Origin of the sequence: Caballeronia sp. LjRoot31 (assembly GCF_964253885.1) — a bacterium.
GTDB lineage: Bacteria > Pseudomonadota > Gammaproteobacteria > Burkholderiales > Burkholderiaceae > Caballeronia.
Genome location: NZ_CAXURX020000001.1, coordinates 3,604,329 through 3,627,219 on the forward strand (window position 1 = coordinate 3,604,329; position 22,891 = coordinate 3,627,219).

The 22,891-nt window shown below is 56.6% G+C and carries 33 protein-coding genes and 1 pseudogene; 13 read left to right on the forward strand and 21 right to left on the reverse strand.

Features of this window, described 5'->3' with window-relative positions; all coding sequences use genetic code 11:
• The first annotated feature begins 97 nt into the window (after window positions 1-97).
• The 7 genes from rpe to ACSQ8V_RS15965 all read left to right on the forward strand — a co-directional run bounded on the left by rpe (window position 98) and on the right by ACSQ8V_RS15965 (window position 6,339).
• Window positions 98-793 carry a ribulose-phosphate 3-epimerase gene (gene rpe / locus ACSQ8V_RS15935; protein ID WP_213768496.1) on the forward strand — a complete coding sequence of 232 codons (696 nt, stop codon included), beginning with the start codon at window positions 98-100 and terminating at the stop codon, window positions 791-793.
• Window positions 790-1,539 (forward strand): phosphoglycolate phosphatase, encoded by a 750-nt coding sequence (locus ACSQ8V_RS15940; protein ID WP_213768495.1) that lies wholly within the window; start codon window positions 790-792, stop codon window positions 1,537-1,539. The genes rpe and ACSQ8V_RS15940 overlap by 4 nt, the downstream gene beginning before the upstream one ends.
• A 398-nt stretch (window positions 1,540-1,937) precedes the next feature.
• Window positions 1,938-3,434 carry an anthranilate synthase component I gene (gene trpE, locus ACSQ8V_RS15945; RefSeq protein ID WP_436206306.1) on the forward strand — a complete coding sequence of 499 codons (1,497 nt, stop codon included), beginning with the start codon at window positions 1,938-1,940 and terminating at the stop codon, window positions 3,432-3,434.
• 203 nt (window positions 3,435-3,637) lie between these two features.
• On the forward strand, window positions 3,638-4,930 hold the full coding sequence (locus tag ACSQ8V_RS15950) for a tyrosine-type recombinase/integrase (protein WP_436206307.1): 1,293 nt from the start codon (window positions 3,638-3,640) through the stop codon (window positions 4,928-4,930).
• 275 nt (window positions 4,931-5,205) lie between these two features.
• Window positions 5,206-5,625, forward strand: coding sequence for a hypothetical protein (locus ACSQ8V_RS15955; protein ID WP_436206308.1), 420 nt, complete (start codon window positions 5,206-5,208; stop codon window positions 5,623-5,625).
• A gap of 85 nt (window positions 5,626-5,710) precedes the next feature.
• Window positions 5,711-5,935 carry a hypothetical protein gene (locus tag ACSQ8V_RS15960; RefSeq protein WP_436206309.1) on the forward strand — a complete coding sequence of 75 codons (225 nt, stop codon included), beginning with the start codon at window positions 5,711-5,713 and terminating at the stop codon, window positions 5,933-5,935.
• An 86-nt stretch (window positions 5,936-6,021) separates the two neighbouring features.
• On the forward strand, window positions 6,022-6,339 hold the full coding sequence (locus ACSQ8V_RS15965) for a hypothetical protein (RefSeq protein ID WP_436206310.1): 318 nt from the start codon (window positions 6,022-6,024) through the stop codon (window positions 6,337-6,339).
• Window positions 6,340-6,409: 70 nt separating this feature from the next.
• On the opposite strand, the gene ACSQ8V_RS15970 is transcribed toward ACSQ8V_RS15965, so the two are convergent.
• A complete protein-coding gene (locus ACSQ8V_RS15970; protein WP_436206311.1) occupies window positions 6,410-6,877 on the reverse strand; it encodes a hypothetical protein in 468 nt (155 codons plus the stop codon).
• A 155-nt stretch (window positions 6,878-7,032) separates the two neighbouring features.
• On the opposite strand from ACSQ8V_RS15970, the gene ACSQ8V_RS15975 reads away from it, so the two are divergent.
• A complete protein-coding gene (locus tag ACSQ8V_RS15975; protein WP_436206312.1) occupies window positions 7,033-7,431 on the forward strand; it encodes a hypothetical protein in 399 nt (132 codons plus the stop codon).
• Window positions 7,432-7,517: 86 nt separating this feature from the next.
• The gene (locus ACSQ8V_RS15980) at window positions 7,518-8,021 is read left to right on the forward strand and encodes a hypothetical protein (protein WP_436206313.1); all 504 of its coding nucleotides are present in this window, start codon (window positions 7,518-7,520) and stop codon (window positions 8,019-8,021) included.
• Window positions 8,022-8,623: 602 nt separating this feature from the next.
• Here ACSQ8V_RS15980 and ACSQ8V_RS15985 read toward each other — a convergent pair.
• The 17 genes from ACSQ8V_RS15985 to ACSQ8V_RS16065 form a co-directional block, all read right to left on the reverse strand.
• Window positions 8,624-9,157 carry a DUF5710 domain-containing protein gene (locus tag ACSQ8V_RS15985; protein WP_436206314.1) on the reverse strand — a complete coding sequence of 178 codons (534 nt, stop codon included), beginning with the start codon at window positions 9,155-9,157 and terminating at the stop codon, window positions 8,624-8,626.
• 17 nt (window positions 9,158-9,174) lie between these two features.
• Window positions 9,175-9,471, reverse strand: coding sequence for a hypothetical protein (locus ACSQ8V_RS15990; protein ID WP_436206315.1), 297 nt, complete (start codon window positions 9,469-9,471; stop codon window positions 9,175-9,177).
• A gap of 40 nt (window positions 9,472-9,511) precedes the next feature.
• A complete protein-coding gene (locus tag ACSQ8V_RS15995) occupies window positions 9,512-9,685 on the reverse strand; it encodes a hypothetical protein (protein ID WP_436206316.1) in 174 nt (57 codons plus the stop codon).
• Window positions 9,686-9,851: 166 nt separating this feature from the next.
• Entirely contained in the window at window positions 9,852-11,138 is a 1,287-nt protein-coding gene (locus ACSQ8V_RS16000) for a hypothetical protein (protein WP_436206317.1), read from the reverse strand.
• Window positions 11,139-11,320: 182 nt separating this feature from the next.
• Window positions 11,321-11,908: a hypothetical protein gene (locus tag ACSQ8V_RS16005; RefSeq protein WP_436206318.1), complete on the reverse strand. Its 588-nt coding sequence runs from the start codon at window positions 11,906-11,908 to the stop codon at window positions 11,321-11,323.
• Between the two features lie 307 nt (window positions 11,909-12,215).
• Window positions 12,216-12,407, reverse strand: a complete 192-nt coding sequence (locus ACSQ8V_RS16010; RefSeq protein ID WP_436206319.1) for a hypothetical protein — start codon at window positions 12,405-12,407, stop codon at window positions 12,216-12,218.
• Window positions 12,408-12,421: 14 nt separating this feature from the next.
• Window positions 12,422-12,700 (reverse strand): hypothetical protein, encoded by a 279-nt coding sequence (locus ACSQ8V_RS16015; protein ID WP_436206320.1) that lies wholly within the window; start codon window positions 12,698-12,700, stop codon window positions 12,422-12,424.
• A gap of 269 nt (window positions 12,701-12,969) precedes the next feature.
• Window positions 12,970-13,173: a hypothetical protein gene (locus tag ACSQ8V_RS16020; RefSeq protein WP_436206321.1), complete on the reverse strand. Its 204-nt coding sequence runs from the start codon at window positions 13,171-13,173 to the stop codon at window positions 12,970-12,972.
• A 7-nt stretch (window positions 13,174-13,180) separates the two neighbouring features.
• Window positions 13,181-13,714 carry a hypothetical protein gene (locus ACSQ8V_RS16025; protein WP_436206322.1) on the reverse strand — a complete coding sequence of 178 codons (534 nt, stop codon included), beginning with the start codon at window positions 13,712-13,714 and terminating at the stop codon, window positions 13,181-13,183.
• A complete protein-coding gene (locus ACSQ8V_RS16030; protein ID WP_436206323.1) occupies window positions 13,711-14,001 on the reverse strand; it encodes a hypothetical protein in 291 nt (96 codons plus the stop codon). The genes ACSQ8V_RS16025 and ACSQ8V_RS16030 overlap by 4 nt, the downstream gene beginning before the upstream one ends.
• Before the next feature lie 10 nt (window positions 14,002-14,011).
• On the reverse strand, window positions 14,012-14,299 hold the full coding sequence (locus ACSQ8V_RS16035; RefSeq protein ID WP_436206324.1) for a hypothetical protein: 288 nt from the start codon (window positions 14,297-14,299) through the stop codon (window positions 14,012-14,014).
• A 9-nt stretch (window positions 14,300-14,308) separates the two neighbouring features.
• Complete coding sequence (locus ACSQ8V_RS16040) at window positions 14,309-14,548, reverse strand: hypothetical protein (protein ID WP_436206325.1); 240 nt, start codon at window positions 14,546-14,548, stop codon at window positions 14,309-14,311.
• 124 nt (window positions 14,549-14,672) lie between these two features.
• The gene (locus ACSQ8V_RS16045; RefSeq protein WP_436206326.1) at window positions 14,673-15,023 is read right to left on the reverse strand and encodes a hypothetical protein; all 351 of its coding nucleotides are present in this window, start codon (window positions 15,021-15,023) and stop codon (window positions 14,673-14,675) included.
• Between the two features lie 64 nt (window positions 15,024-15,087).
• Window positions 15,088-15,426 (reverse strand): hypothetical protein, encoded by a 339-nt coding sequence (locus ACSQ8V_RS16050; protein ID WP_436206327.1) that lies wholly within the window; start codon window positions 15,424-15,426, stop codon window positions 15,088-15,090.
• A 13-nt stretch (window positions 15,427-15,439) separates the two neighbouring features.
• Complete coding sequence (locus ACSQ8V_RS16055; RefSeq protein WP_436206328.1) at window positions 15,440-16,633, reverse strand: hypothetical protein; 1,194 nt, start codon at window positions 16,631-16,633, stop codon at window positions 15,440-15,442.
• A gap of 133 nt (window positions 16,634-16,766) precedes the next feature.
• Entirely contained in the window at window positions 16,767-16,949 is a 183-nt protein-coding gene (locus ACSQ8V_RS16060; RefSeq protein WP_436206329.1) for a hypothetical protein, read from the reverse strand.
• A 362-nt stretch (window positions 16,950-17,311) separates the two neighbouring features.
• On the reverse strand, window positions 17,312-17,929 hold the full coding sequence (locus ACSQ8V_RS16065) for a HEPN domain-containing protein (RefSeq protein WP_436206330.1): 618 nt from the start codon (window positions 17,927-17,929) through the stop codon (window positions 17,312-17,314).
• 73 nt (window positions 17,930-18,002) lie between these two features.
• Between ACSQ8V_RS16065 and ACSQ8V_RS16070 the strand changes: the two genes are divergently transcribed.
• The gene (locus ACSQ8V_RS16070) at window positions 18,003-18,458 is read left to right on the forward strand and encodes a hypothetical protein (protein ID WP_436206331.1); all 456 of its coding nucleotides are present in this window, start codon (window positions 18,003-18,005) and stop codon (window positions 18,456-18,458) included.
• Window positions 18,459-18,543: 85 nt separating this feature from the next.
• Window positions 18,544-18,760: pseudogene (locus tag ACSQ8V_RS16075) on the forward strand (MFS transporter); the annotation flags it as partial.
• Between the two features lie 793 nt (window positions 18,761-19,553).
• On the opposite strand, the gene ACSQ8V_RS16080 reads toward ACSQ8V_RS16075, so the two are convergent.
• The 3 genes from ACSQ8V_RS16080 to ACSQ8V_RS16090 all read right to left on the reverse strand — a co-directional run bounded on the left by ACSQ8V_RS16080 (window position 19,554) and on the right by ACSQ8V_RS16090 (window position 20,782).
• On the reverse strand, window positions 19,554-20,087 hold the full coding sequence (locus tag ACSQ8V_RS16080) for a hypothetical protein (protein ID WP_436206332.1): 534 nt from the start codon (window positions 20,085-20,087) through the stop codon (window positions 19,554-19,556).
• A 141-nt stretch (window positions 20,088-20,228) separates the two neighbouring features.
• Window positions 20,229-20,381, reverse strand: coding sequence for a hypothetical protein (locus tag ACSQ8V_RS16085; RefSeq protein WP_436206333.1), 153 nt, complete (start codon window positions 20,379-20,381; stop codon window positions 20,229-20,231).
• 17 nt (window positions 20,382-20,398) lie between these two features.
• A complete protein-coding gene (locus ACSQ8V_RS16090) occupies window positions 20,399-20,782 on the reverse strand; it encodes a hypothetical protein (protein WP_436206334.1) in 384 nt (127 codons plus the stop codon).
• Window positions 20,783-21,254: 472 nt separating this feature from the next.
• On the opposite strand from ACSQ8V_RS16090, the gene ACSQ8V_RS16095 reads away from it, so the two are divergent.
• A complete protein-coding gene (locus ACSQ8V_RS16095; protein WP_213768493.1) occupies window positions 21,255-21,839 on the forward strand; it encodes an aminodeoxychorismate/anthranilate synthase component II in 585 nt (194 codons plus the stop codon).
• Between the two features lie 14 nt (window positions 21,840-21,853).
• Window positions 21,854-22,885, forward strand: coding sequence for an anthranilate phosphoribosyltransferase (gene trpD / locus ACSQ8V_RS16100; protein ID WP_436206335.1), 1,032 nt, complete (start codon window positions 21,854-21,856; stop codon window positions 22,883-22,885).
• The last annotated feature ends 6 nt before the right edge of the window (window positions 22,886-22,891 follow it).

Below are 22,891 nucleotides of genomic sequence, written 5' to 3' on the forward strand. Positions count from 1 at the left end.
GCGAAAGGCCGCGGGATGGGACGTAGGCCATTCGGTCAGCGGTCAAAAAGGTCTTCACGCTGTAAAATGCATTTTCCGCTCGCAACCGGCCGACGTCATGACGCAATTTCGCCTGTCCCCCAGTATTTTGTCCGCCGACTTCGCCATTCTCGGCGAAGAGGTCCGCAATGTGGTCGCCGCCGGCGCAGACTGGATCCACTTCGACGTGATGGACAACCATTACGTTCCGAACCTGACAATCGGCCCCATGGTCTGTGAGGCGCTGCGTCCGCATACGGATGTTCCTATCGACGTCCATCTGATGGTGCGGCCGGTCGATCGGATCGTGCCGGATTTCGCCAAGGCCGGCGCTAATGTGATCAGCTTTCACCCGCAAGGTTCAGATCATATCGATCGCACGCTTTCGCTGATTCGCGAACACGGCTGCAAGGCAGGTCTCGTTTTTAACCCGGCGACGTCGTTGAGTCATCTCGACTATGTCATGGACAAAGTCGACCTGGTGCTCATCATGTCGGTGAATCCGGGCTTTGGCGGCCAGTCGTTCATTCCCGAAGCGCTCGTTAAACTGCGCGAAGCGCGTCGGCGCATCGACGAATACCGCGAGCGCACCGGACGCGAGATTCATCTCGAAGTGGACGGCGGCGTCAAAATCGATAACATCCGGGAAATCGCGGAAGCCGGCGCGGATACGTTCGTGGCCGGATCGGCCATTTTCGGCCACCACAATTATCACGACGTGATTGCGCAAATGCGCGCCGAGTTGGCCAAAGTGAATACCGGGGAAGCACGATGAGCGAACTCACGGCGGAGCTTCCGGCGTTCACGAACAAGACGCTGCGCGCGGCGATCATTGATCTCGACGGGACCATGATCGACACCGCGGACGATTTCGTCGCCGCGCTCAACGGCATGCTGGCGCGGATCGGCACGAAAGCCACAGATCGGGACGAAGTCATTGGCTATATCGGCAAAGGTTCGGAGAACCTGATCCGCAGCGTGCTGGCCGTGCGGTTTTCAGCACTCGAAGCAGCCACGAAGTTCGAGGACGCGCTCGCGATCTATCAGACCGAATATGCACGCATCAATGGACAGCACGCCACGCTCTATCCCGAAGTCACGGAAGGCTTGAAAGCGCTGCGGGATCTCGGATTGCCGTTGGCATGCGTGACGAACAAGCCGCACAGGTTCGCTGTCGAATTGTTAACAAAATTCGGCTTGGCCGAATACTTCAAGGTTGTGCTCGGCGGCGATTCCGTCCCGCAAAAAAAGCCGGATCCGGCGCCTATGCTGATTGCTTGCGAACGGCTGGACGTGCTGCCACGCGAAGCCGTGGCCATCGGGGATTCGGAGAATGATGCGCTGGCGGGTCGCGCAGCGGGTATGGCGACGCTTACGGTGCCTTACGGTTACAACCACGGCAAACCTGTGCACCTGGTGAAATCCGATGGTATAGTTTCTTCCCTGCTAGCTGCCGCACAGGCAATAGCAGCAACCATGACCGCGCCCGCTGCACCCGGCGCGACAACATCGACTGACTAGTTCAATCCTCATGTTTCTGAACAAAAAACGGAGTCTGAGCAGCATCGACCGGGGAGCCTGGCCCTGGCGTCGCTGGTCGCGCTAACCTCGCCTGAGGAACGCCGAAGCTCGTCTTCGGCAACCGTTTTTTGTTTCGCTGCGCATTCCGCGCGCCGATCCCGCCGACTTGTTTTACCTTGATGCCGGGTCTGAACCGCATCATTCGCTGCGCCCAAACTTCGTTTTGCGGCCGTGCCGTTTTAGCAAATGGCAACAGCCCGAACGATCGGGACAGCGTTTGAAGCATCAGGCGACGCACAAACGAGAGCGAGATTCGCGCCGTGCGGTAAATTGTCCGTAGCGCCCAGTGTGTGCTCGATGTCGCCAAACCCAACAGGCGACACGTAAAGGATCAGAACATGACCGAACTCGAATTCCAATCGCTGGCGAATGAAGGTTTCAACCGCATTCCGCTGATCGCCGAGGCGCTGGCCGACCTCGAAACGCCACTTTCGCTTTATCTCAAGCTGGCTCAAACCGAGCGCAATGGCGCCAACTCGTTCCTGCTGGAATCGGTGGTGGGTGGTGAGCGCTTCGGGCGTTACTCGTTTATCGGCTTGCCGGCCCGCACCATGATTCGCGTGCAGAACGGCGTGTCGGAGGTGCTAAAGGACGGCAGCGTCATTGAAACGAGCCAAGCCGATCCGCTGACGTTTATCGAAGAATTTCAGAAGCGCTTCAAGATTGCGCAGCGCCCCGGACTACCGCGCTTTTGCGGCGGTCTGGCCGGGTATTTCGGTTATGACGCCGTGCGTTATATCGAAAAGAAGCTGGCCCATTCGGCTCCGCGTGACGATCTCGGCCTGCCCGATATCCAATTGTTGCTGACCGAGGAAATGGCGGTTATCGATAACCTCGCCGGCAAGCTTTATCTGATTGTCTACGCCGACCCGACCACGCCCGAAGCGTTCACGAAAGCCAAACAGCGCCTGCGCGAATTGCGGTCGCGTTTGCGCACGACCGTGCAGCCGCCGGTGACATCGGCGAGCGTGAGGACGGAGACGTATCGGGAGTTCGCGAAGGACGATTACCTGAACGCGGTGCGAAAGGCGAAGGAGTACATCGCGGCGGGCGAATTGATGCAGGTTCAGGTTGGCCAGCGGCTCGTGAAGCCGTTCCGCGATAACCCGCTCTCGCTGTATCGCGCGTTGCGCTCGCTGAATCCATCGCCGTATATGTATTACTACAACTTCGGCGGCGAGTTTCATGTAGTGGGAGCCTCGCCGGAAATTCTCGTGCGCCAGGAAAAGCGCGGCGACGAACGCATCGTGACCATTCGTCCTCTCGCCGGCACGCGGCCGCGCGGCAACACGCCGGAACGTGATGCAGAACTCGCGACCGAATTGCTGAACGATCCGAAAGAAGTGGCCGAACACGTGATGCTGATCGATCTGGCGCGTAATGATGTCGGCCGGATTGCGCAGACGGGATCGGTGGTGGTGACCGACAAGCTGGCGATCGAAAAGTACTCGCACGTTCAGCACATCGTGAGTTCCGTGGAAGGCAAGCTAAAACCCGGCACGACCAATTTCGACGTGCTGCGCGCCACCTTCCCCGCCGGCACGCTGTCGGGCGCGCCGAAAGTGCGGGCGATGGAAATTATCGATGAGCTGGAGCCGGTGAAGCGCGGCTTGTACGGCGGCGCTTGCGGGTATCTGTCGTTCACGGGCGAGATGGATCTCGCCATCGCGATCCGCACGGGTCTGATCCACAAGGGCAATTTGTACGTGCAGGCGGCAGCGGGCGTGGTCGCTGATTCGGTGCCCGAGTCGGAATGGCAGGAGACGGAGAACAAGGCGCGAGCAGTGCTGCGCGCCGCCGAGCAGGTGCAAGACGGCCTCGATAGCGACTTCTGACCGGAGACAGACCATGCTGCTGATGATCGATAAGAAGCAAGACCGTTTTTCCGCGTTTTTCTGCGTTTCTAGTTTCTTTTATATCAATGACTTAACGTCAATGTCGGTTTTCGGCGTTTCGTTGCGTTTTTAGTCTTGGGGTAAAATTGGGGTAAATTCTCCGCTATGCTGGCCTTATAACTAGCATTCAACGGAGAACCCCCATGCCCGCACAAAAAGGTCTTACCGCCGCTGTTCTGAACGCCGCGAAGCCCGGCGACAAGCCGTTCAAGCTGTATGACCGCGACCGGCTGTACGTCCTTGTCAGCGTCGCCGGGTCAAAGCGCTGGGCATGGGCCTACCGGCTCGACGGCAAAGACCACACGCTTCAATTAGGCCGCTACCCCGACGTTTCGATTATCGACGCGCGCAAGGCCCGCGCCGCCGCCGCTAAGCACGTCGAAGCCGGTCAGCACCCGGGCGAGGTCAATAAAGAAACGATTGCCGCCGTGAAGAAAGAACAGGCTAATTCTTTCGGCCCGATTGCCGCCGAATGGATCGACGCGAACCGCAAAACATGGTCGCCCTGGTATTTGCAACAGGTCGAAACCTTCCTGACCCGCTACGCGATCAACGGCGACCTCGGCGCTATGCCGATACGCGCGATTACCGTCCCCGATGTCGTGCGCATGCTGAAAGGCGTTTCCGAAGGGAAAATCCGCACAGGCGAAGAACGCAAGAAAGGCTCGCCGACAATCGCCATCCTTTTGCGTCAATGGTGCTCGGCGGTATTCCGCTATGCGATTTTAGATGGGCGCGCGGATCGTAATCCCGTCAGCGATTTAAAAGCCTCGGACGTTATCAAGCGCGCCCCGGTCAAAAACAATTTGGCGCTCAGCCCCGCCGAATTCCGGAAACTGTTAACAGCCCTCCCCGGTTACGGCGGGAACCGCGTAACGAAAATCGCAATTGAACTGTTGGCACTGTTCTTTGTGCGCACGGGCGAATTGCGTCAAGCCGAATGGAAAGAATTCGACTTCGACGCGCGTCAATGGACCGTACCGGCGGTACGCATGAAAAAGAAAAATGTCGGGGACCACATAGTCCCGCTGTCCGATCAGGCAGTAGCTTTGTTGACTGAATTGAAGGCCATCACGGGTACGGTTAAAACCGGACGCGACTGGTTATTCCGCAATACGCGCCGCCCCGCTGAATGTATGTCGGCGACGACAGTTAATCGTGCGCTTGAGGGCATGGGATTCAACGGAAGTGCATCTATCGGATTCAGCGCGCACGGCTTCAGGGGTACGGCGTCAACGCTGTTGCACGAACAGGGATTCAAGCCGGAAGTCATTGAAGTGCAATTAGCGCACACGGAAAAGAACGCGGTGAAAAAAGCTTATAACAAAGCCCGGTATTTGACTGAACGCGTCGTGCTAATGCAAAGCTGGTCCGATTACGTCGAAGCTCTTAAGTTAGACATTAAGACTGACAGTGGCGAACCCGCAACGGCTTGATTCGGCTTGAAACGTTTACTTGCGTTTACTTGGGGGGCCGATGTAGCCTATCGGTTCTTGTTGTAGAAGCACAGGTAAGCCAAATTCTCGCTGTTCAGTAGTACCCGTATGCGCCACGGAGGGCCGGACTTCTAAAGTCCTACGGTAATCAGGCAAGCCGCCTAGGCATTGCCTTGCCCTCCGGCGCTCAATTCCCTTGAGTGTGTCTTGTGACGCCGGTTATTTAATACCCGGCGGCGTTCGCACGTCCGCCATTTGAAGGAATGGAGTTGGTAATGGACTTTAGGGGCTCGCTTGACGACATAATGATTCGGGGCGTAAGGATTGAGCGGCGTACGACCGACGATAAACTGCTGCCTCTTGTGAAAGGCACGGCGGACCTATTGCATCACAAATTGCGCCGCGCCCGCGAAGGGGGATTTAATATCTATAACTGGTCCGGTTGTAGCTTTGAATACTATGAAACGCTTGAGGGCGTAATCGAATATCTACAGGAACGTGTGCCAAAGGATAACCCCTATTACTGTCTTCTCGGCCCGCTTCGGATTGTGACTCGAAACGAGTACGCGACGTTCCGTAATATGCGTAGGTCGTTAAATGCCCGCTTCAACGCAAGGCACCCGGGAATGTATAAGGACGAAGAACCCGAACCGCCGGACAACGTGCATTATTTCGGCAAACCAAATAACCAGTAACGGTTAATAGCGTTTAGAATAGAGTTAATGCTAACCGCCGGGTTACGCGTCCGGCGTTCTTTGTTAAACCGAAAGGAGATTCAAAATGACAAGTCCTAACGCCCGTGCGCAAAAATCTATTGAAGACAATGCGCGCCGCGCCGCGAAATCCGTAGGCTGGATCGCCAAGAAATCCCGGACAGAACTCAGTCACGGTAATCAAGGCGGATTTGTGCTGATCGATCCGAAGAATGACCGCGTGATTTCGGGCGAAGGTTACGACCTCACGCCAGTTGATATTTTCGACATGGTGCGCAAGCAGCGACGTTAATCATGCAGTCAACGCCCGCATGCGTGACAGCCTTGCGGGCCGCTTTCTTATAACCAAGCCACGGAGGGCATCGTCATGGAATTTTTATGCCTATTACCTTCGTTAATAAAACGCCTGTAGTAAACCCCGTTGTCCTGGCTGTAGTCGAATCAAAACCAGCGGATAAGTCGGCCGACAAGCCGAAACGTATTTATAAGAACACGCAACCCAAGGCCCCGCTGATTACCCTGGACGAACCGGGTTTGATTCGTAACGCGCACTTTCAGGCGTTGCTCGGCGGTCTGTCGCAAGCCGCGTTTTATCAGCGTCGCAAGAAAGGCATGGTGCCGCCGCCCGATGGTTATGACCCGCGCCCGTACTGGCGCACGTCTACGGTTAAAGCCTATCTGACGGTCGCCGTCTAAAACGCTGCAATCAATTGCAATCGGCTTCGTGCGCTGCCCCGCTGATTAGCGGGCGTGCGCCCTGTTAGCACTAACAGGGGTATTTAAGGTGAACCAAAGCGTCTTCGAATCCGGACGCGGCTTCCCGCGCCGCATTCGTGAACGCACGGATGGCTTCTAAATCGATGGCTTTCGGATCGCCGATCGACTTGTGAATTTCCGTTTTGAACGTGCTGGTTTCAAAGTCGATCCAGATTTGCCAGGGGTTATGGGCAATCGTGTTTCTCTGATGCGCAAGAGCAATCCCCTTTTCTAGGTATTTCAGTGCATAAGCCTTGTTTTCGTCCTGCCCTTGCAAGCGGTCAATAAGCTTGCGGATCAGTGCGGCGCGCGCCCTAAACGACTGACCGCTCATAAGTTCGTGCAGGGGTTCGCTCGACAGCACGCGCATGTAATCGTAGGTCTTCTTTTCGATCATTGCGAAAGCCCATATTGCTTCGCCTAAAGCTTGCGACAATTCAGCCCGAAGCTCTTCCATATAGTGGATTTTATCTTGCATAGCGAACCTCAATGAATTGCATGATTGTAAGCCCTACCTTCGTTGCTGCAATCGATTGCAACGGCGGCGGTGTGTGCGACGTCCGGCTTACGACTGGGCTTGCTGCTGTTACGGTCATTACGTGAGACATGTGTAGCATTTGATCGGAGCAGAAAATGACAAAAACAGCACTCGGCCTCCTTCTCGGGCTTGCTTTAACCTGTACGGCACACGCACAGCAAGACGACGGCGAAGACGGCGGATACCCCAGCCTCAAGTGTTTAAAAGAATCTGTTGTGTACGGACAAGCTGCGAACGCGAAGAACCGTTGGGGGGAATCCCCACAGGAAGCGGATAGAAATGAGGAAGACGCATACAAGTTTCAATGGGAAAAGTCCCGCCCTTTTTGGGCAAGCCCCGCATATATCAAAAACGCCGTCAACGTAGTCTATTTTGACCGAAGGTTTGACGGTATGAGCGAGACTGACGTAAAGGCTTTGGTACTTAATGACTGCGAGAATGGTGGCCCAGGATTCACTTACCGCACACGTCAGGCCTTTCAACCCGTGCAATGACGCGTGTGTGCGCCCGCCCACGGTCACTGCGGGGCGTCGCTGATACCGTGCGGTTGCAATCAATTGCAATCGACACGGGGCGGGGAATGGCAGTCAAAATCAAAACACGTGCGCCGGGACAGCTTTCCCGCGCGGACACGGTAACAACGAAGATCGTCAAAGAGTTCGGCGCGGACTATAAGTTCATGCGGACGCCGGAACAGGCGAAACCCTTCGCCTACAAGCTACCGGAACGCGTGTTCATCGCTGACTTGATGACCGTGTTCGACCGGTCGGAATCGGCGATCCGCGCCCGGATTCGCGCGCACGAGATACCGCGCCCTGACGACGTAGACGGGCGGCGTCCGTTCTGGCACAAAGCAACGATTGAAGCCCTGTTGATCGAAAGCCCCTTTGAACGCTCCCGCCGGATCGACGCCGCACGCGCGCAAGCCCGAAAAATAGCGGCGGCGCGCAACAAAACACAAGGCGACGGCAACACACGGGCGAAGGCCCGGGCTATCGTCAACGCACGCATAGCGTCGATACCGAAAGAACCCGCTGCGCCCGGGAAAAAACCGCGCGGGCAACACCTACGCGCGATAAAGTGATAGCCGCATAAAACACGCGATTGGGCGGCGGGCGCGCAATAACAGCGCTTTTTACCCCGCGCTTTACCCCGCGACAACGCACAGAGGCCCGCTGGATAAGGCGCTGCGGGCGGTATGCCGGTTATCAGGCATAACTACCCCCTACGTCCACATAGCGACGCGGGTCAACGTCATTACCGCCTAGAAACGCCTCGGCCTCGCCTTCACTTACGGCACGCCCGTCCAAGAACCAATGAACTTGTCCGTCAGCGGGAAAGGCCCACAAAAGCCTATCAGCGACCTGTAAGACGACGCCGGGGAGATCAGCGTCAGCGTTCGACAGTGCGGCGTTTCTGAGGGATTCGGTCGTGTGCATGCCTGTCATTGTCCCGTGCTGATAACGTCACGCCAGCGCGCTTCTACGCGGTCGCGCTTGCTGACGGGTCCGGTTACGCGAAGCGGCCCGTGCTGCCTGATCCTGTGCATAGGCTTCGGTTTCAACACGCCGCTTGCGAAGGTCTGACGCGTCCAACCGGCGTCACGCGGCTGTCGATACGGCAAGACTAGGACGGGCACGTCAAAAGCCGGGTCAACAACGAACACGCCGCGAAGCTTCGGTTTCATTAGCGACGCCTCCCCCGGGGCGGTGGCTGATACGGGACCGCTGTCGGCACGACTAGATAGGCTGTAGCCGCGCTCCGCATACCGTCAAAACTCGCGGGGGCGGCGACGGCGGGGATATTCGACGCGACGGGCGGCGGCAACCAGCGCGCGAAGGCGTCAAGGCTTTGCCCGTGTCGCACGTACCAGCGCTTCAGCCGGGGGTGCCATACCGCCCCGGCAAGTCGCGCCGCCTCCTTTTCTTCGAACGGAACCGACAGGAAGGTTTTGACAGCGTTCGTGGATTCGCCCAGCCCGAAGGAATTCCATTCGCGCTGTCGTGCATGCGAACACGCCCGGCACTGTTCTTTCTTCGTGCCCCGGCTGAATTCACATGCCTTTTTCCAGACGCCGCAACGCGCGCACAAGCGGCGTCCGATCACGGTCACGCCCGCCGCCGGATTGCAATCAATTGCAATCGTGACGGCTGCGTCCTCGACTACACGCGCGGGTGCTACGGCTTGCCCATGCCGGTTACGACTACGTTTCGTGCTCATGGCATTGCTCCCTGCGGTTACGGCAACGGAAGCATGGCAATGCAATTGCCTTCGGCGTCAAAGACGGCTTTGAACGGGTTGGGCGGCGGCGCGGGCGGCAATTCGGTAGCCGGGCCTAAGACGACGCGCTGAACCCATTCGGCGTCCCTGTGCGCGCCGTTGACGTACCAAGTTATCGCTTTCGTAGCGTGATCGACCTGCGCATATATCGACGACTGCCCTACGGTGACAACCGCGCCGTTGCGTTTGCCCGGCGTGCGCCCCGTGCTTTGCAAACGGGCTAGGAGCGCGATGGATTCGATTGTGTGTTGCATGTCTATTCCTCGAAAGAGGCGGGCTAGCCGCCCCCTGGATTCAGCGGTTGTTCCTGAAAATCGAACGCGGGTCGCTCGGTTCGTCGGGGTTGTCCCTGTACAAGTTGTGCTGCCGTTGTTCAGGCGGGCGCATGTCTTTTTCCTTCTTGACTTGAATGTCCTTGAACGCACCGCGTTCGTTGACGTCGTCTTTGTCACGTTGACTGATTGCCATGATGATTAAAACTCCTAACAGTTGTGGAACTACGGTAAAACACTTAAAAACCGATCCTAGTTACCTGTAATTAACGGCATTTGCACGGCATCGCCTTATGCGGCAAGGCACGGCGGGAAACAACAGTGCGTTTAACCCCGGATTTAACCCCGGCGGGCGTTGCACGCTAGAAACCATCGGGTCCGCCTAGTGCGGTGATCACGCCGTAAGTGAAACAATCGGCGAGGTCATCTGCTCTCTTCGCCGCGTCCTTGTCGCCGATCACGTACCCGCAAACCTGCGAAATCAAGTGATTGCGCGTCGTGCCCTTGTAAGTCGTGACCTTATCGAACGCCGGGGCGCTGATCTTGACCTCATGCCGGTACACAGGGCCGCTGGCTAAGATCGCGCGCCCGTCCTTGCCCGCCGCCGTGATTTCGCCCTCGATGGGTTGCGCGGGTAAGCCCGTGCGCTGCGCGAATTGATTCAAGGTGATACCGCTGGCCTTGTCTTCGATGAACGCCCCGGCGCTACCGGCGCGCGCACGGCACAACGCGGCAAAGTGTTCAAGCTGTGCGAAGACGCCGGGGAGCCACGTCGTCAATAGATCGCTGTTGATCTGAATCACTTCCCAGTCGAGGAGGACAAGGGGCAACCCGGCAACCGTTGAACGTGCCCAATAGACGACGGCGGTTCCGTCGTTCTGTGACCCGTCTTTCATAGCGCTATCGATGGTGGCGAACACGTAATCGCAATGCGCGGGAAACGGCACGCCCCGCCCGTCAACAGTCAGGTTGTCGATACTGAAAAAGGCTTGGCCCGCCCACGACACAAATTGCGCGTCGTATTCTTGTGACCAGACGAGCGGGGCATTAGTTGATTTCAAGCGCGCGACAGCGGCGGCGTCAAGCATGGGGTTCGCTGACGTAGGCGCGTAGAACTCGCGCCAAAGCTCCGGGGCGGCCTCGCTAGCCGTCTTGTTCGTGCACGCCTGATAAAAGAAACTATCGTCGTCGATGCCCTTGGGCGTGCCGCCCATCGTCGCGTTACCGTTCCTGTCTAACAGGGTAGGCGCGATGGACTGTTCAAAGATATCGCGTAGGCCCGGCACTAGGCTGGCCTCGTCAATGATTACCTCGTCATAGAACCGGCTACGCCCGGCGTCGGGGTCGCTGAGGGTCCAGAATTCAATGCCCCCGCCTGTCTTCAATTCAATGACCGCCTGCGTCTTGCTAGCGCTTTCGACGGCGGGCTGTAGCGCTTTCAAGATACGTTGATAGCTAGGCATCCACAGCCTATGACTAGGCATGAAGACCCCTACGCGCTTGCTGTGCATTGCCCAGTTCGACGCCCATTGTTCAAACGCCGTGGTCTTGCCGTAGCGACGCCCGCACCGGATCACTGTACGCGGCCCGCGATTCCTGTAGATTTCCTTCTGCCCTGCGTGCAACGGGATCAGCTTGATATCGGGCATTTGACAAATCGCTCAGTAGTCCTATTGCAATCAATTGCAATCATTTCGTTAAATCCTAGTTATCCGTGATAACCGGCACGCCGCCCGCTCAGCCTTACCGGCTAAGGCCCTCCGCATATCGCCGGGGTAAAGACCGGGGTAAAAATCGCAGAAGTATCAATGAGCGCGTGCCCCGCGCTATTTCATGCGTTCGCCGGGTCGTCTAAGTCGGGGCTGTTGATAACGCGGAACACGCCGTCGCCGTCGCCCGCGCCGACCTTGCCGTAAGCGTTCTGACGTGCGCGGAGGCGCGCTAGGCGACCAGCCATCTGTAGCTTTACTTTGCCGATCTTGTCGCTCGTTTTGATCTTGACCTTCGTGCCGTCCGGGAGCGTGCCCGTGTAGTCGCCTACCTGAATCGCGTCGGGGAGGTCGATAATCTGATCCTCTAACGCGGCAAGATGGAACCCATAGGCTGTTTCATAACGGGCCTTTAAGTCCGCGTCTTCGGCGACCCAGTTCGCAATCGTGGACGGGCAAGGGAACGCCGGATTAGACGCACACACTTGCGCTAGTGTCTTACCCTTGGCAAGCGCGGTGAACACGGCGTCGGCAATGGTGCGGTCATACTTCTTCGGACGCTTCCTCTTGTATGGCTTCTTCCCCGCACGCGCGCCCGCCGCGCCCGCCGGAAAATCTTTTTCGTCAGCGCACGCGCGCATAGACACGCCTGCCTGCTGATCGGCGAATGCCCCTATGTCTTCGCTACTACCTTTGATCGTTACAGCCATGTCACTCATCCTACTAAGATTGGTTCAAACCTACGTCCGGCTATCCAATCTCACGCGCTATCGTTGTCAGGTCTTTATCCGCTGATACGGCTTGTGTCGCCGCTTTGTCCTGCGTTCCCTCGGTTCCTCTACCGCCTACCGTATCGGCCCGACCCGTATTTTTCCCGCCGCCCCTCGCCCCGCCCTCATAAAACGCAAACGCACGTTTAAGGGCATAAAACACGGTTAAATCATTCGTCGTCCGCCATCAATGCGTCCATCCATTGAATCATTTGCACGGTTTCTGCGGCCAATTCGGGGTAAGTGTTCATTTGCTGTTGCCCTCCCGTTCCGCGCGGTAATTTTCTAGGATTAGCTCGACGTTCCATTGCGCACGCGCAGCGGCTTGCCGCTGTTCCAACGTCAACTCGGGGCGGCGGGGCGGGCTGACGACACGAGCACGGGCTTGCTGACCCGGGCGTTTACGTTTGCCCCAACGCATTTCGTTATCGTCACTCATGCCGCCCCCTCGTGTTAGTCGATGCCGACTTGAATATTGCTGTTTTTACCCGTCGCGTTAAGCCACAGGCCATTCGTGAACGAGAGGCCCGGCGTGCCGCTATAGCCGTTGGGCGATCCCACAGAAATCAACGGCACCTTGCCAACGGGCGGTCCCGCACTGTCGAACAATTGGAACGCTCCCGACGCACAGGAAAGGCTCGTCAACGTGCCCGCGCCCGTGAACAAAAGGGCGGACCCGCCCGATGCTTCCTGCAAGCCTGCGACCGGAAAAGCTACGATTTGTTGTGTCATTTCGGTGTTCCTATTGTTTCGTTAGATTGCTTGCCCGCTGCGCACGTCTACGCGCGTTGATAACGTCCTTGCGGGCCTCATACGACGCCGAGGCCGCCGAGGTTTTCTTATCGGCGTTCTCGCGATACCACGCGCGATACCGCGCGTTCAGACATGCCTTGCACGAACCCGTCAACCCGTCGCGACAGGTCGGCGCTTTACGAAATTCCGTAAGGTCTTTCGCCTGTCCGCATGTCGCGCATGTCTTCGTCGCCATAACGCCCGCCCGCCTACAGGTCGTCCCACTTGCCGCCGACCTGAAACACATAGCGATGCACGGCAAGATGCGACAACGCGGCGACAGCCCGGCTCAACTCAGCGCGGGAGTCGGCTTCAATCTGATCGGCGTCGGCTTTCGTGATATCGCCCCGGCCCACGGCTTCCGCCAAACCGTCGCCGAAAAGGCGGACTTCAATGATTTGCTTTCGTGCCATGACTGTCTCAACCCATGTTAGGGATAAGCGTTTCTTTGCCATCGACAAACAAGTTGCCGACTTGCGCGGGGTAAATACAACCCGCATACAGCGCGCGGAACGCGCCCGGGCCTTCGCCTGCGACAAATTCGCTGTACTTGCGCCCGGCGTCGTCAACCTTCACGATTTCACGGAGTTGTCCGGGCGCGAGGTCAAGCGGGTGCCGCGATTGCTTGAACGCGTCCGCGTAAATCTGGGCCTCTACCTCGGCCAGTGACGCCGGGTCGATAGTCGGGCTGATTTCGGTATGCCGATACTTCTTGGTTTCGCCCGCAAGCGTCTGCGCGACACGAATGCGATAGGCATGCGCGGACTCGGTGCCTCTCGGTTCGATATGCTTTGCCGCCGTCTTGCCGAACTCGCGCAACACGGAATCCGCGTGATATTGAATGGCCTTGAATTCCTGACGTTCGGCTTGATCGCGGTATTCCTTATCGGCGTTCCAAGCGATTTCCGCCTCGACGTTCGCGATGCCGCGTTTGAGATCCGCAAGGGTTGTCATTTCGAGCGCCCTCCGTTAGCCATTCTGAAAGGTGACGGGGCCGGGTCTTTGTTGATCCGAATCATTAAACGCCCCGGCGACTTGTACTGATCCATCCACGCCGATTTTGCGCCGACATATTCACGGGTCTTGCGACCTGTTTCGGGACAAACGGTCACGACTTCGACAAGCTTTCCCTCGCGCAACGCGCTAGCGCGCAGTTGCTCGCGGCGACGTTGTTCAGGGCTCAAAGACCGCGTGTCGTTAACGGCATACGGGTTATACGGGGGGGCGGACAATTCATACATCGCAATCTCCTTATGTGTTTGCGGCGTCGCCGCGTTGATATGCTTCGGCGACAGTGCCGACCGTCTTGCGGACCCCGGCGATAGCGCCGTCAACGGAGGCGAGCACGAGTTTCGTCAGCACTGGGTCGTCCAAGATTCCGGCGGCAACGTGCCCGCGAAGATCATCCAAGTTCCTAACGGCGCTAACGCAATTGAAGATCGCCGCGACTTGCTGCGCCGCGCGTGTCTGTGCCGCCGCGTCCGCGTCTTGCTCTTCCGCGAAAGTCATCGGATAACGGCCGGGTTTCAGGTTCTTCACGACGGCCCCTTAAACGGTTGTTTTTGCTGCGCGACGTTCAACAGCGGTACGCACTGCGGCGGCGTACTTGGCGCTAATCAACGGGTTCTCGGTGACCTCGGCATAGAACGTTGTGCGCGAAGGCATCGACGGGTCCGAACAGATGGCTAGCAAGTCCTGCCCGCTTGCTACGCGTTCGCAAATGATGTCAAAGATCACAGGCGGGAACCATCGGCGGCCCGCGTTACGCGGCGGCAAACTGTTGTCCATTTTCGTGCTGTCCTCGTGCTTGTCTGTTAGATCATTTGACACGAACACTTTCTAACGAGGAAGGGCTATTTGGACTATTTGGTTAACTCCATTTGCCCGTCTGTCAAAGGGCGTTGCAATGCAATCAATTGCAAGCGTCCATCATGCTTATCAGGATCGCGCGGTGACGCAAAATAACCCCTATTTGCGGCACTTTCGGGCAAATAGCGGTCCCCTCTAACTGCAAATTCACCGCGTACCTAAACGCCGCCCAATTGCTCAACGCGAACGCAACGGCGGACAACGATTTGTCCTCGCCGATTTTCGCAATGATCTGGGAAAACTGACCCATCGCTTTCGTGTCGATTAGCACTGTTTCGCCGGGAAACAATGCGCTCATGCGCTCACGCCAAAACGCGCTTAGGACGGTCGCCGTGGTCACGACCGGCGGCACGATTTCACGGCGGGCGATTTGTCCGGCTAGGTCGGTTTTCATTGATGCCTCGTTAGTTCTGCGAATGGCTTTAGCGGCCCTGTGGCGGCTTCGTTGACCCTTGTGGTTAGTCGCGCCCGTCCCGGTCTGTGCTAGCGGTCTGACGATCCTGTTGCGGGCGCGGCATGTCATAGCTAAGACCGTCGCGGTACTCCTCAAGTCCGCACAGCGCGGCGTGCACGGTCTGCGGGTCGCAACCGTCGCGGACGATCAAATGCACGGCCTCAATGAAAATCATGGTCTTGCGCTGTTCGGGCGTGGCTTCGTGATATTCGGAATCACACGCGCCGACAGCGCGCCAGCCCCGGGACGCGCCGCGCGGGCGGCAAGGGTGGGCCATCAGCTTGACGTCGCCGCCGGGTTTCCAGCAAATCATTGTGTTCGTCAGGTTCTTCAGGTTCTCCATGTCGGCTCCGGGGTCAGGCGTGCTGTTGCTGTTCAAGGTCGTTAAGAAATAGGTTAACCGCCATCTTGAGATTAGCCTCCCCCGCCGCGCCGAACAGTGCTTGCACGTCAGGCCACATCTTGACGGGTACGCGTTCATGATTCTCAAGACTCCAGTAATCCTCAAACTCAAGCGCGCACTTAAACCACCCTATGCCGAAAACCCATTGCAGGAAGGCATGCTCGTCCGTTCCCCGGGCTTGCAGGCGTCCTGACTTGTGTAGGCGCACGGCGAGGGACGACAGGTTGGCCCGCTGCGCTTTCTTGAACGGCATGAATGAATCGGGATGGTGCTCGCGCATGGCCCGGTAACAGTCGTCAACATAGCTGCTAGTCCTCGCTTTCTTCGGCGCGGGATTTAAAGGGGGGGTCGCGGAACCGGGGGATGGGTTTGACTCGGTTTTGCTTTTGTCTTGGTTCGGCTTTTGACTCAGCACACAGCTTTTGCCTGAGGCAGTTTCAGGGGAAGCGTGAGTCGTGGTAAGCGAAGCGTCCACGGGTTTGCTTTTGCTTTCAGGGTTGCTTTTGTCTCCCGGGGGTTTACCTTCTTCTTTTAAAGCTTCTTCTTTTGAGTCTTTATAAGTGCCCTTAAGGGCACTGCTTAAGCAAGTGACATTAGGGCACTCACGAATCATTCTTATTTGGCGGAAGTCAGGCCAGCCGTTCAATGCCGCCGCGCTCCCGGCACACAATAACCTGACATGCATAACCGTCTTCCCCCGATACTTTCCGTCGAATGCGCGCCACTGATGTTTTTCGATTAAGCCCTTCGCCTCCGCTCGGGCCAGATAACCGCGCACTTGTTTGACTGTGCAATCGCATTCGTCCGCCCAGTCTTGCAATGTGTGCTGCCACCAGTGATGACCGTCGCGAAACGATTTAAGCCGGGGCGTGCCGTCCGGTTTAGCCTGATACCGAAAAACGAGTTGCGCGAGCCACCGCGCGAATGTCGCGTCCTTGTCGCATTCATCTTTCTGATACCGGTCACGAATAGCGGCAACGCCGATGGCGGGATCAAGCACGGGAACGATTTGAATCTGTTTACGCGGGGTTTTCAGTACGGCGGTTGCCTGTGACGCTTGTCCCGCATGGGCCGACATTGAACCGTCATTCGCTGCAATTGATTGCAACGCTTGCAACTCAGTTTTGAAATTCGGAAGTGCTGACATGATTATTCGTTATAGGTCAATAAATAGTTTGTCAATGACCCGTCACAATGAGATAATCATTGCTTAAGGTCAGTTTCTTTGTCGGGACTACCTGTTTTAGCGCGATTCCGTTTGCACCGGGTCGCGCTTTTGTTTATGCGGCCTCCTTTTTCGGTTCAGCTTGTTTCTCTAGCATGGTCAGATGGTTTTCAAGCGCCTTGCGCATGATTGCCGATATAGGAGCGCCGGTTTTATTCGACACTTCAATCGCCCGGGCTTTAAGGCTTTTCGGCAAAACCATCGTCGCCGTCGTATTTCGTTCGCTAATGCTACCCATGATAGGATTATCTCCACGCTAGAATATTTAAAGCTTAGCAAAGCTTTCCGCTAACCGCTATCGTTCACAAAACCTGATTCGGGGGTTTGAACAATTATCAAAATTGAGTCGGGCTTAAATGGAGTTATTTGCGCTGATTTAATGCGGTTCGCGCGTTCGTGCCGCCGCAAATTATTTTTCTAATGGAGTAGTGCAATGCTGACGTTGACGCCGTTCGAGGTCCTGCCCACCCCTGTCGCTGTCCCCGCCCCGGTTGTCGATTGCAATCAATTGCAATTTTCTGGCGTTGAAGATACACCGGCACCCATGACGTGCGATCAGGTAGACGACGCTGAATTAAGATGGATATGATGCCTTGCGCATCAGCCTTGCTGTTCTTTAACTAAGTTCTTTAGTGTTGCGTCACGCCAGCGCAAAATAATCTCCGGTATGGGCCGCCCGGTCAAGAGCCGAAGCGCGGCTTCGTTTCCGTGCAACATCCATTTACCGTCAGGTATATTCGAGAGATTCAAATAGGCAGAATACAAATGTGAAAACACGCCGATTCGCATTTTCATCTCACCCTCAATCGGTACTAGGTCGGCGAGATACATATACAGATCGTCGATGTTCTTTAATTCGGCAGTAGTGAGTCCAAACCGATCATTGCCGGAATCGGGATAACGCCCGTCATAGCAAGCTTGAAGCAGTTTTATGATGCGCTCGTATGGTGCAATAGAAATGTGCGGGTACAGTTCCTGTAGCTTTGTGCAAAGCCAAGCCAGGTCATGTCCTTGCCTCGGCTTGGGCTTGAACGACGCGTCCTTGGTGATAATAAAACCCTTGATAAGCTTTTCAACGGCTTGTTCAGCCATGACGAAGCCGGGGAACAAGCCGTTCAGCAGACAGCACCGAGCCGCCGCATAGTCATCCGCTGACTGCCTGAAAAAATGTCCAGCCATTCGATGTTCGCCGTGCGGGTCGAACGTCACGTTGCTCATGGCGTGCCTTCTATATCATTTTGAGGTTTGCGTCCGATGATAGCGCGCGACGGCTATCAACGACTTGTCTAGCGTGTATGCTTTCCTGAAAACCGGGGGGCTTATGTTCGGATGGGGCAAGAAGCAAAAGGAACAGGACATAACCGAAAAGTTTCATGCGGCTATTGCCGGGCTAGTTGCTTTACAGCTGTGGCCGAAGTACGCGACGCCCCGGGAAGCCTTCCCCGCGTTTATGACTAGCCGCGAGGCCCGTGGATATCTGTTCGGTATGCATGATTCCCTCTTGCAGGAATGGGGGCTGGTCAGCGCCGATAACCCGGAAACCGACGTGGCGTTGATCGCGGCAAGCTATAAGTTTATTTTCGGCGACAGCGCGGGGTTTGCGCTGATGTCAATGTCAGTGAACGATATCCGCGACGGGGAATTCCATGAAGCCCGTCTAGACGGCGGCGCTGAACTCGTGCGGTACGTGAAAGACAAGACGCCGCCGCTCGGGCTGGCGCGCTTGCTTGTGATCGGCGGCGGTTGACCCCGCGTCGCGTTGCTGATCGTCGCGCATAACATCAAATCTGCCGCTGAAAAGAGACGGGCAAAGTGTCTATTCCGCCCGGGCACTGCACAACATAGAACTGCTGCGCCGGAAGTTCGGCTTGCCGGTCGTCTCGCTCTGGAAAGTCTATTTGCCCTTGCTAGGCATGGCGTTCGCGAAGACGCTGCCGGGGCGTCAATGCCGCCGAAAAACGCGGAAAAATGAAGGCCGTGATGGTCAGCACCATAGGTCTTATCCTGATTGGCCAGTTGTTACTCGGCGCTTTGTCGCATACCCTACTAGGCAATAAACGAGTTCGTTCGGCATAGCGCGGGGCATTTTGGTATAGCTTTCCACGACATGTTGCTAAGAAGTTAGGAGAGGCTAACTATTAATGCGCTATTGCTAGTTTTGACGCTGAAAACAAATGCCTTTTTGTTTTTCCGGCCCCGTAGTCGTGCAAAAAAAGCTTTATGATTGCGTCTGAGCAGGTGATCGCTCAAAAGAAAACAGCGCGGAAGTCCGCGCTGTCTGTAGAGGTGAAGGGAAAACCGTCTTGAACCTGTGCCGGGAACTGGCGGCTTCCCCTTCGTCTCATTCATAACCCCGTCAGGAGCAACAAATGAGTAAAACGCTGTTGGACATAGCGATGGCCGGTGCTTACATGGGCCTTAGCTTCATCTATCTATTCACGGCTTTAAACCACCTGTCCCGGTAACTCTCAGGAACTCCCGGTAGCTAGCGGTATAGTTTATCTTAACAGTATCGGTATAGCTTGTCTTGACAGTATAGGCAAAGCTATAGTCGATGGACTTCACTGTCTAGATAGCTATGCGACAGGACGCCCGGCCCGCGATTGCGGGCTTTTTTGCGTTTGCCGCCCCGAAAAAAACCCGCCGTTTGACGGGCGGGGCCGCAATGATCCCTGAGAGGTTTTGTGCGAAGAACGGCTTATCCTAGCGCGGCACCCGACAAATTGCGATCACCGAAACGACAACAATCTTTGACGGGCGCGAAACTATCGTACGCATACGGGAGGTACGGGCGCGTGCCCTGTCGTCTGACCCACTGTAGTGCAATTGATTGCAAAGCTGTCTACGGCCCGATATGAACGACTGTAGACCCCGACTCGAAATCGAAATCCGGCTTGCCCCGCTTGTCGAGCGTGCCGTTGTTCTGTCGCATCTCGGCGTTCAGTGAAATCGTGGTGCCTACGGGCACGACGATAGTCTGCATGTCGTCCATTTCCGCGTTCGGGATGAACACGTAGTCGCCGCCGATAGCTTTCAGCAAGTCGATATCCTTGATGGCCTCGCCTTCGTCTTCGCCGAACGCCGCCCCGGCCTTGGCGTCGCCCGCAAGCTTTCGAACGTGCAGCCAATAAGAATCGTGCTCGGCGCTGTCTAGTTCGAAAGTCACGTTGCGCGGGTTCTTCGACTTCACATGCACGACTAGCAGCCGCAGGTCGTCGTGATACGGCAAGACCTGGGTTTCAATCGTGACGTTGGCTTGCCAGCCCGTTGAACCGCCGAGGACGAATATCCAGACCGCCCACGCGCCCGCGCCGATCACGGCGAAGCACGACAGGATTTTTAGCGTCAGGTCAGCTACTTCGATAGCTTTTTTCATGCGGCATCCGGCGGCGCATCGCTGGAACGTAGGTAGTCAGTTGTAGCCGAGCAAATTGCTCAGCGCCCTACGGCTAACAAAAAAGCCACCTAAAAGGTGGCTTTATCAATGTCCAACGGATACTTTAGCGATCAAGCGTTCTCACGACGCGAGTGCAGCCGCGCGCTTTCTGAGCGCATCACAGCACGCGTCCGCCTGCGCCTCGAACTCACTGACCGCATCCAGTGCGTAGTCCAAGTATTCCAGGAACTCACCATCCGACAAGATATGGCCCTTGAAATTTGCGATGTTCACGATTCTCTCCCCAAGTTTTAAATCACAGCCTGCGCGTTTATCTCACTTAACACAGCATTAAAGCCATCTTCGTTGTTGGCCTTCAGTTCGTTAGCGAGCCTTTCCAACCTCAAAAGTTGCTCCTTAGCATTCAATAGCAAACGAACTGATTCTGTGTCGTCCCTCTGTTCCGCTTGATCTACCAAGAACGTCACGATCTCTGCCAAAAACTTAGAGCTGACGAGCATGGTGTGAATATTTGGATCTGGAGCAACATCCATGCCCAAAAATCCGTAATTCTTTGCATCTTGAATGACCTTGTTGCTGGCCTTGAACACTCGCGCCCAGACGTCAAGCACTTTCTCACGGATTGCAGCTTTAGCATACAAGCTTTCGTCGTCTTTTGCGTTATCCGTCGTCATAAATTTACGCTATCTGTCTGATTAGACGTATATTTTGGCACACTTCCCGAGCACGGGCAACCGCAATCGTATGGCTCTATATGTGTGGTAAACCGATGAAAACAAGCGCTACCATAATTTTTGGGTGCCCTTGCTTATCGGCGGCAGACGCCAAATCTGAACCCTGTCAAAAAACATTTTGCGTCGCGGCGACAAGCCATCCCAGCAGACAGCGCAGAGTGCTCATAAGGTCGGCCTGCCCCGCTGACCGTGCCCGGGCGGCCCGGCTGATGTAGAATCTCGCGCATGTATCTCGATTGTCGATTCCCCCTCCTGCTTCATTGCTGGCGACCCTGATCGCTACGTATCAACGCGCCCGCACGGGCGAAATCGTCGCGCCCTAACAACACGGGGTAAAAATGGGGTAAAAATCCCTACACGGCGACAACCGAAAGCCTTCAAACCCTTACCAGCAAAGACGCAGGGGGAAATTGTGCTATTAATGATCGACAACTACGATTCGTTCACCTATAACCTGGTGCAGTATTTCGGCGAACTGGGCGAGGATGTGCGGACTTTCCGCAACGACGAAATTACCCTCGATGAAATCGCGAAGCTCAATCCCGAGCGGATCTGCCTCTCGCCGGGGCCGAGCAATCCGCAACACGCGGGCATCACGCTCAACGTGCTGCGCGAATTTTCCGGAAAGATCCCTATTCTTGGCGTTTGCCTCGGCCATCAGGCCATTGGCGAGGCGTTCGGCGGACGCGTGGTGCGCGCGCAAACCATCATGCACGGCAAAGTCAGCACCATCGAAACCGATTGCCGTGGCGTGTTTTCCGACCTGCCGAAACATTTCAGCGTGACGCGTTATCACTCGCTCGCGATCGAACGCGAATCGCTGCCGGATTGCCTGGAAATATCCGCGTGGACACCTGACGGCGAAATCATGGGCGTGCGTCATAAAGAACTCGCGGTCGAGGGCGTGCAATTTCACCCGGAATCGATTCTTTCCGAGCACGGCCACGCGCTGCTCGAAAACTTCGTCAAGAGCCCGGCGCAAGGCATTCGCGCGTGAACCGAGATCCGATCATGACTATTACGGCCCAGGAAGCGTTGCAACGGACAATCGAGCATCGCGAGATTTTTCACGACGAAATGCTGCACCTGATGCGCATGATCATGCGCGGCGAGATGTCGCCGGTGATGTCCGCCGCGATCATCACGGGTTTGCGCGTGAAGAAAGAGACCATCGGTGAGATCGCCGCAGCGGCCACGGTAATGCGCGAGTTCGCGAATCACGTCACCGTGCCGGATAGCGAGAATCTAGTCGATATCGTGGGCACCGGCGGCGACGGCTCGCATACCTTCAACATTTCGACGGCCACCATGTTTGTCACGGCGGCCGCCGGCGCGAAGGTCGCGAAGCACGGCAATCGCGGGGTATCGAGTAAATCGGGCAGCGCGGACGTGCTTGAAGCGCTGGGCGTGAATATCGACCTGAAGCCGGAACAAGTGGCGTTATCCATTGCCGAAACGGGCATGGGTTTCATGTTCGCGCCGAACCATCATCCGGCCATGAAAAACATCGCGCCGGTGCGTCGTGAACTCGGCGTGCGGACGATTTTCAACATCCTCGGCCCGCTGACCAACCCGGCCGGCGCGCCCAATCAGTTGATGGGCGTGTTCCATGAGGATCTTGTCGGCATCCAGGTTCGCGTCATGCAGCGCCTAGGCGCCAAGCACGTGCTGGTGGTGTACGGCAAGGACGGCATGGACGAAGTATCGCTGGGTGCGGCTACGGTGGTAGGCGAGCTGCACAACGGCGAAGTGCGCGAGTATGAGATTCATCCAGAGGACTTCGGCCTGCAGATGGTGTCGAACCGGACGCTGAAAGTGGCCGACGCGCTGGAATCGAAAACCATGCTGCTCGGCGCGCTGAATAACAAGCCGTGCGTCGCGCGCGAAATCGTGACGCTGAACGCGGGCACGGCGCTATATGCAGCGAACGTGGTCGAATCGATCGCGGCCGGCATGGTCCTCGCGAAAGAGGTGATCGCGAGCGGGCAAGCGCGCGAAAAAGTCGATGAACTCGTGCGCTTCACGCAGCAATTCGCGAAATAAAGAGGC

What these genes read in the sequence shown, in the direction of transcription:
- rpe (WP_213768496.1), top strand. Translation starts at nt 98, where the DNA reads ATGACGCAATTTCGCCTGTCCCCCAGTATTTTGTCCGCCGACTTCGCC.
- ACSQ8V_RS15940 (WP_213768495.1), top strand. Translation starts at nt 790, where the DNA reads ATGAGCGAACTCACGGCGGAGCTTCCGGCGTTCACGAACAAGACGCTG.
- trpE (WP_436206306.1), top strand. Translation starts at nt 1,938, where the DNA reads ATGACCGAACTCGAATTCCAATCGCTGGCGAATGAAGGTTTCAACCGC.
- ACSQ8V_RS15950 (WP_436206307.1), top strand. Translation starts at nt 3,638, where the DNA reads ATGCCCGCACAAAAAGGTCTTACCGCCGCTGTTCTGAACGCCGCGAAG.
- ACSQ8V_RS15955 (WP_436206308.1), top strand. Translation starts at nt 5,206, where the DNA reads ATGGACTTTAGGGGCTCGCTTGACGACATAATGATTCGGGGCGTAAGG.
- ACSQ8V_RS15960 (WP_436206309.1), top strand. Translation starts at nt 5,711, where the DNA reads ATGACAAGTCCTAACGCCCGTGCGCAAAAATCTATTGAAGACAATGCG.
- ACSQ8V_RS15965 (WP_436206310.1), top strand. Translation starts at nt 6,022, where the DNA reads ATGCCTATTACCTTCGTTAATAAAACGCCTGTAGTAAACCCCGTTGTC.
- ACSQ8V_RS15970 (WP_436206311.1), bottom strand. Translation starts at nt 6,877, where the DNA reads ATGCAAGATAAAATCCACTATATGGAAGAGCTTCGGGCTGAATTGTCG.
- ACSQ8V_RS15975 (WP_436206312.1), top strand. Translation starts at nt 7,033, where the DNA reads ATGACAAAAACAGCACTCGGCCTCCTTCTCGGGCTTGCTTTAACCTGT.
- ACSQ8V_RS15980 (WP_436206313.1), top strand. Translation starts at nt 7,518, where the DNA reads ATGGCAGTCAAAATCAAAACACGTGCGCCGGGACAGCTTTCCCGCGCG.
- ACSQ8V_RS15985 (WP_436206314.1), bottom strand. Translation starts at nt 9,157, where the DNA reads ATGAGCACGAAACGTAGTCGTAACCGGCATGGGCAAGCCGTAGCACCC.
- ACSQ8V_RS15990 (WP_436206315.1), bottom strand. Translation starts at nt 9,471, where the DNA reads ATGCAACACACAATCGAATCCATCGCGCTCCTAGCCCGTTTGCAAAGC.
- ACSQ8V_RS15995 (WP_436206316.1), bottom strand. Translation starts at nt 9,685, where the DNA reads ATGGCAATCAGTCAACGTGACAAAGACGACGTCAACGAACGCGGTGCG.
- ACSQ8V_RS16000 (WP_436206317.1), bottom strand. Translation starts at nt 11,138, where the DNA reads ATGCCCGATATCAAGCTGATCCCGTTGCACGCAGGGCAGAAGGAAATC.
- ACSQ8V_RS16005 (WP_436206318.1), bottom strand. Translation starts at nt 11,908, where the DNA reads ATGGCTGTAACGATCAAAGGTAGTAGCGAAGACATAGGGGCATTCGCC.
- ACSQ8V_RS16010 (WP_436206319.1), bottom strand. Translation starts at nt 12,407, where the DNA reads ATGAGTGACGATAACGAAATGCGTTGGGGCAAACGTAAACGCCCGGGT.
- ACSQ8V_RS16015 (WP_436206320.1), bottom strand. Translation starts at nt 12,700, where the DNA reads ATGACACAACAAATCGTAGCTTTTCCGGTCGCAGGCTTGCAGGAAGCA.
- ACSQ8V_RS16020 (WP_436206321.1), bottom strand. Translation starts at nt 13,173, where the DNA reads ATGGCACGAAAGCAAATCATTGAAGTCCGCCTTTTCGGCGACGGTTTG.
- ACSQ8V_RS16025 (WP_436206322.1), bottom strand. Translation starts at nt 13,714, where the DNA reads ATGACAACCCTTGCGGATCTCAAACGCGGCATCGCGAACGTCGAGGCG.
- ACSQ8V_RS16030 (WP_436206323.1), bottom strand. Translation starts at nt 14,001, where the DNA reads ATGTATGAATTGTCCGCCCCCCCGTATAACCCGTATGCCGTTAACGAC.
- ACSQ8V_RS16040 (WP_436206325.1), bottom strand. Translation starts at nt 14,548, where the DNA reads ATGGACAACAGTTTGCCGCCGCGTAACGCGGGCCGCCGATGGTTCCCG.
- ACSQ8V_RS16045 (WP_436206326.1), bottom strand. Translation starts at nt 15,023, where the DNA reads ATGAAAACCGACCTAGCCGGACAAATCGCCCGCCGTGAAATCGTGCCG.
- ACSQ8V_RS16050 (WP_436206327.1), bottom strand. Translation starts at nt 15,426, where the DNA reads ATGGAGAACCTGAAGAACCTGACGAACACAATGATTTGCTGGAAACCC.
- ACSQ8V_RS16055 (WP_436206328.1), bottom strand. Translation starts at nt 16,633, where the DNA reads ATGTCAGCACTTCCGAATTTCAAAACTGAGTTGCAAGCGTTGCAATCA.
- ACSQ8V_RS16060 (WP_436206329.1), bottom strand. Translation starts at nt 16,949, where the DNA reads ATGGGTAGCATTAGCGAACGAAATACGACGGCGACGATGGTTTTGCCG.
- ACSQ8V_RS16065 (WP_436206330.1), bottom strand. Translation starts at nt 17,929, where the DNA reads ATGAGCAACGTGACGTTCGACCCGCACGGCGAACATCGAATGGCTGGA.
- ACSQ8V_RS16080 (WP_436206332.1), bottom strand. Translation starts at nt 20,087, where the DNA reads ATGAAAAAAGCTATCGAAGTAGCTGACCTGACGCTAAAAATCCTGTCG.
- ACSQ8V_RS16090 (WP_436206334.1), bottom strand. Translation starts at nt 20,782, where the DNA reads ATGACGACGGATAACGCAAAAGACGACGAAAGCTTGTATGCTAAAGCT.
- trpD (WP_436206335.1), top strand. Translation starts at nt 21,854, where the DNA reads ATGACTATTACGGCCCAGGAAGCGTTGCAACGGACAATCGAGCATCGC.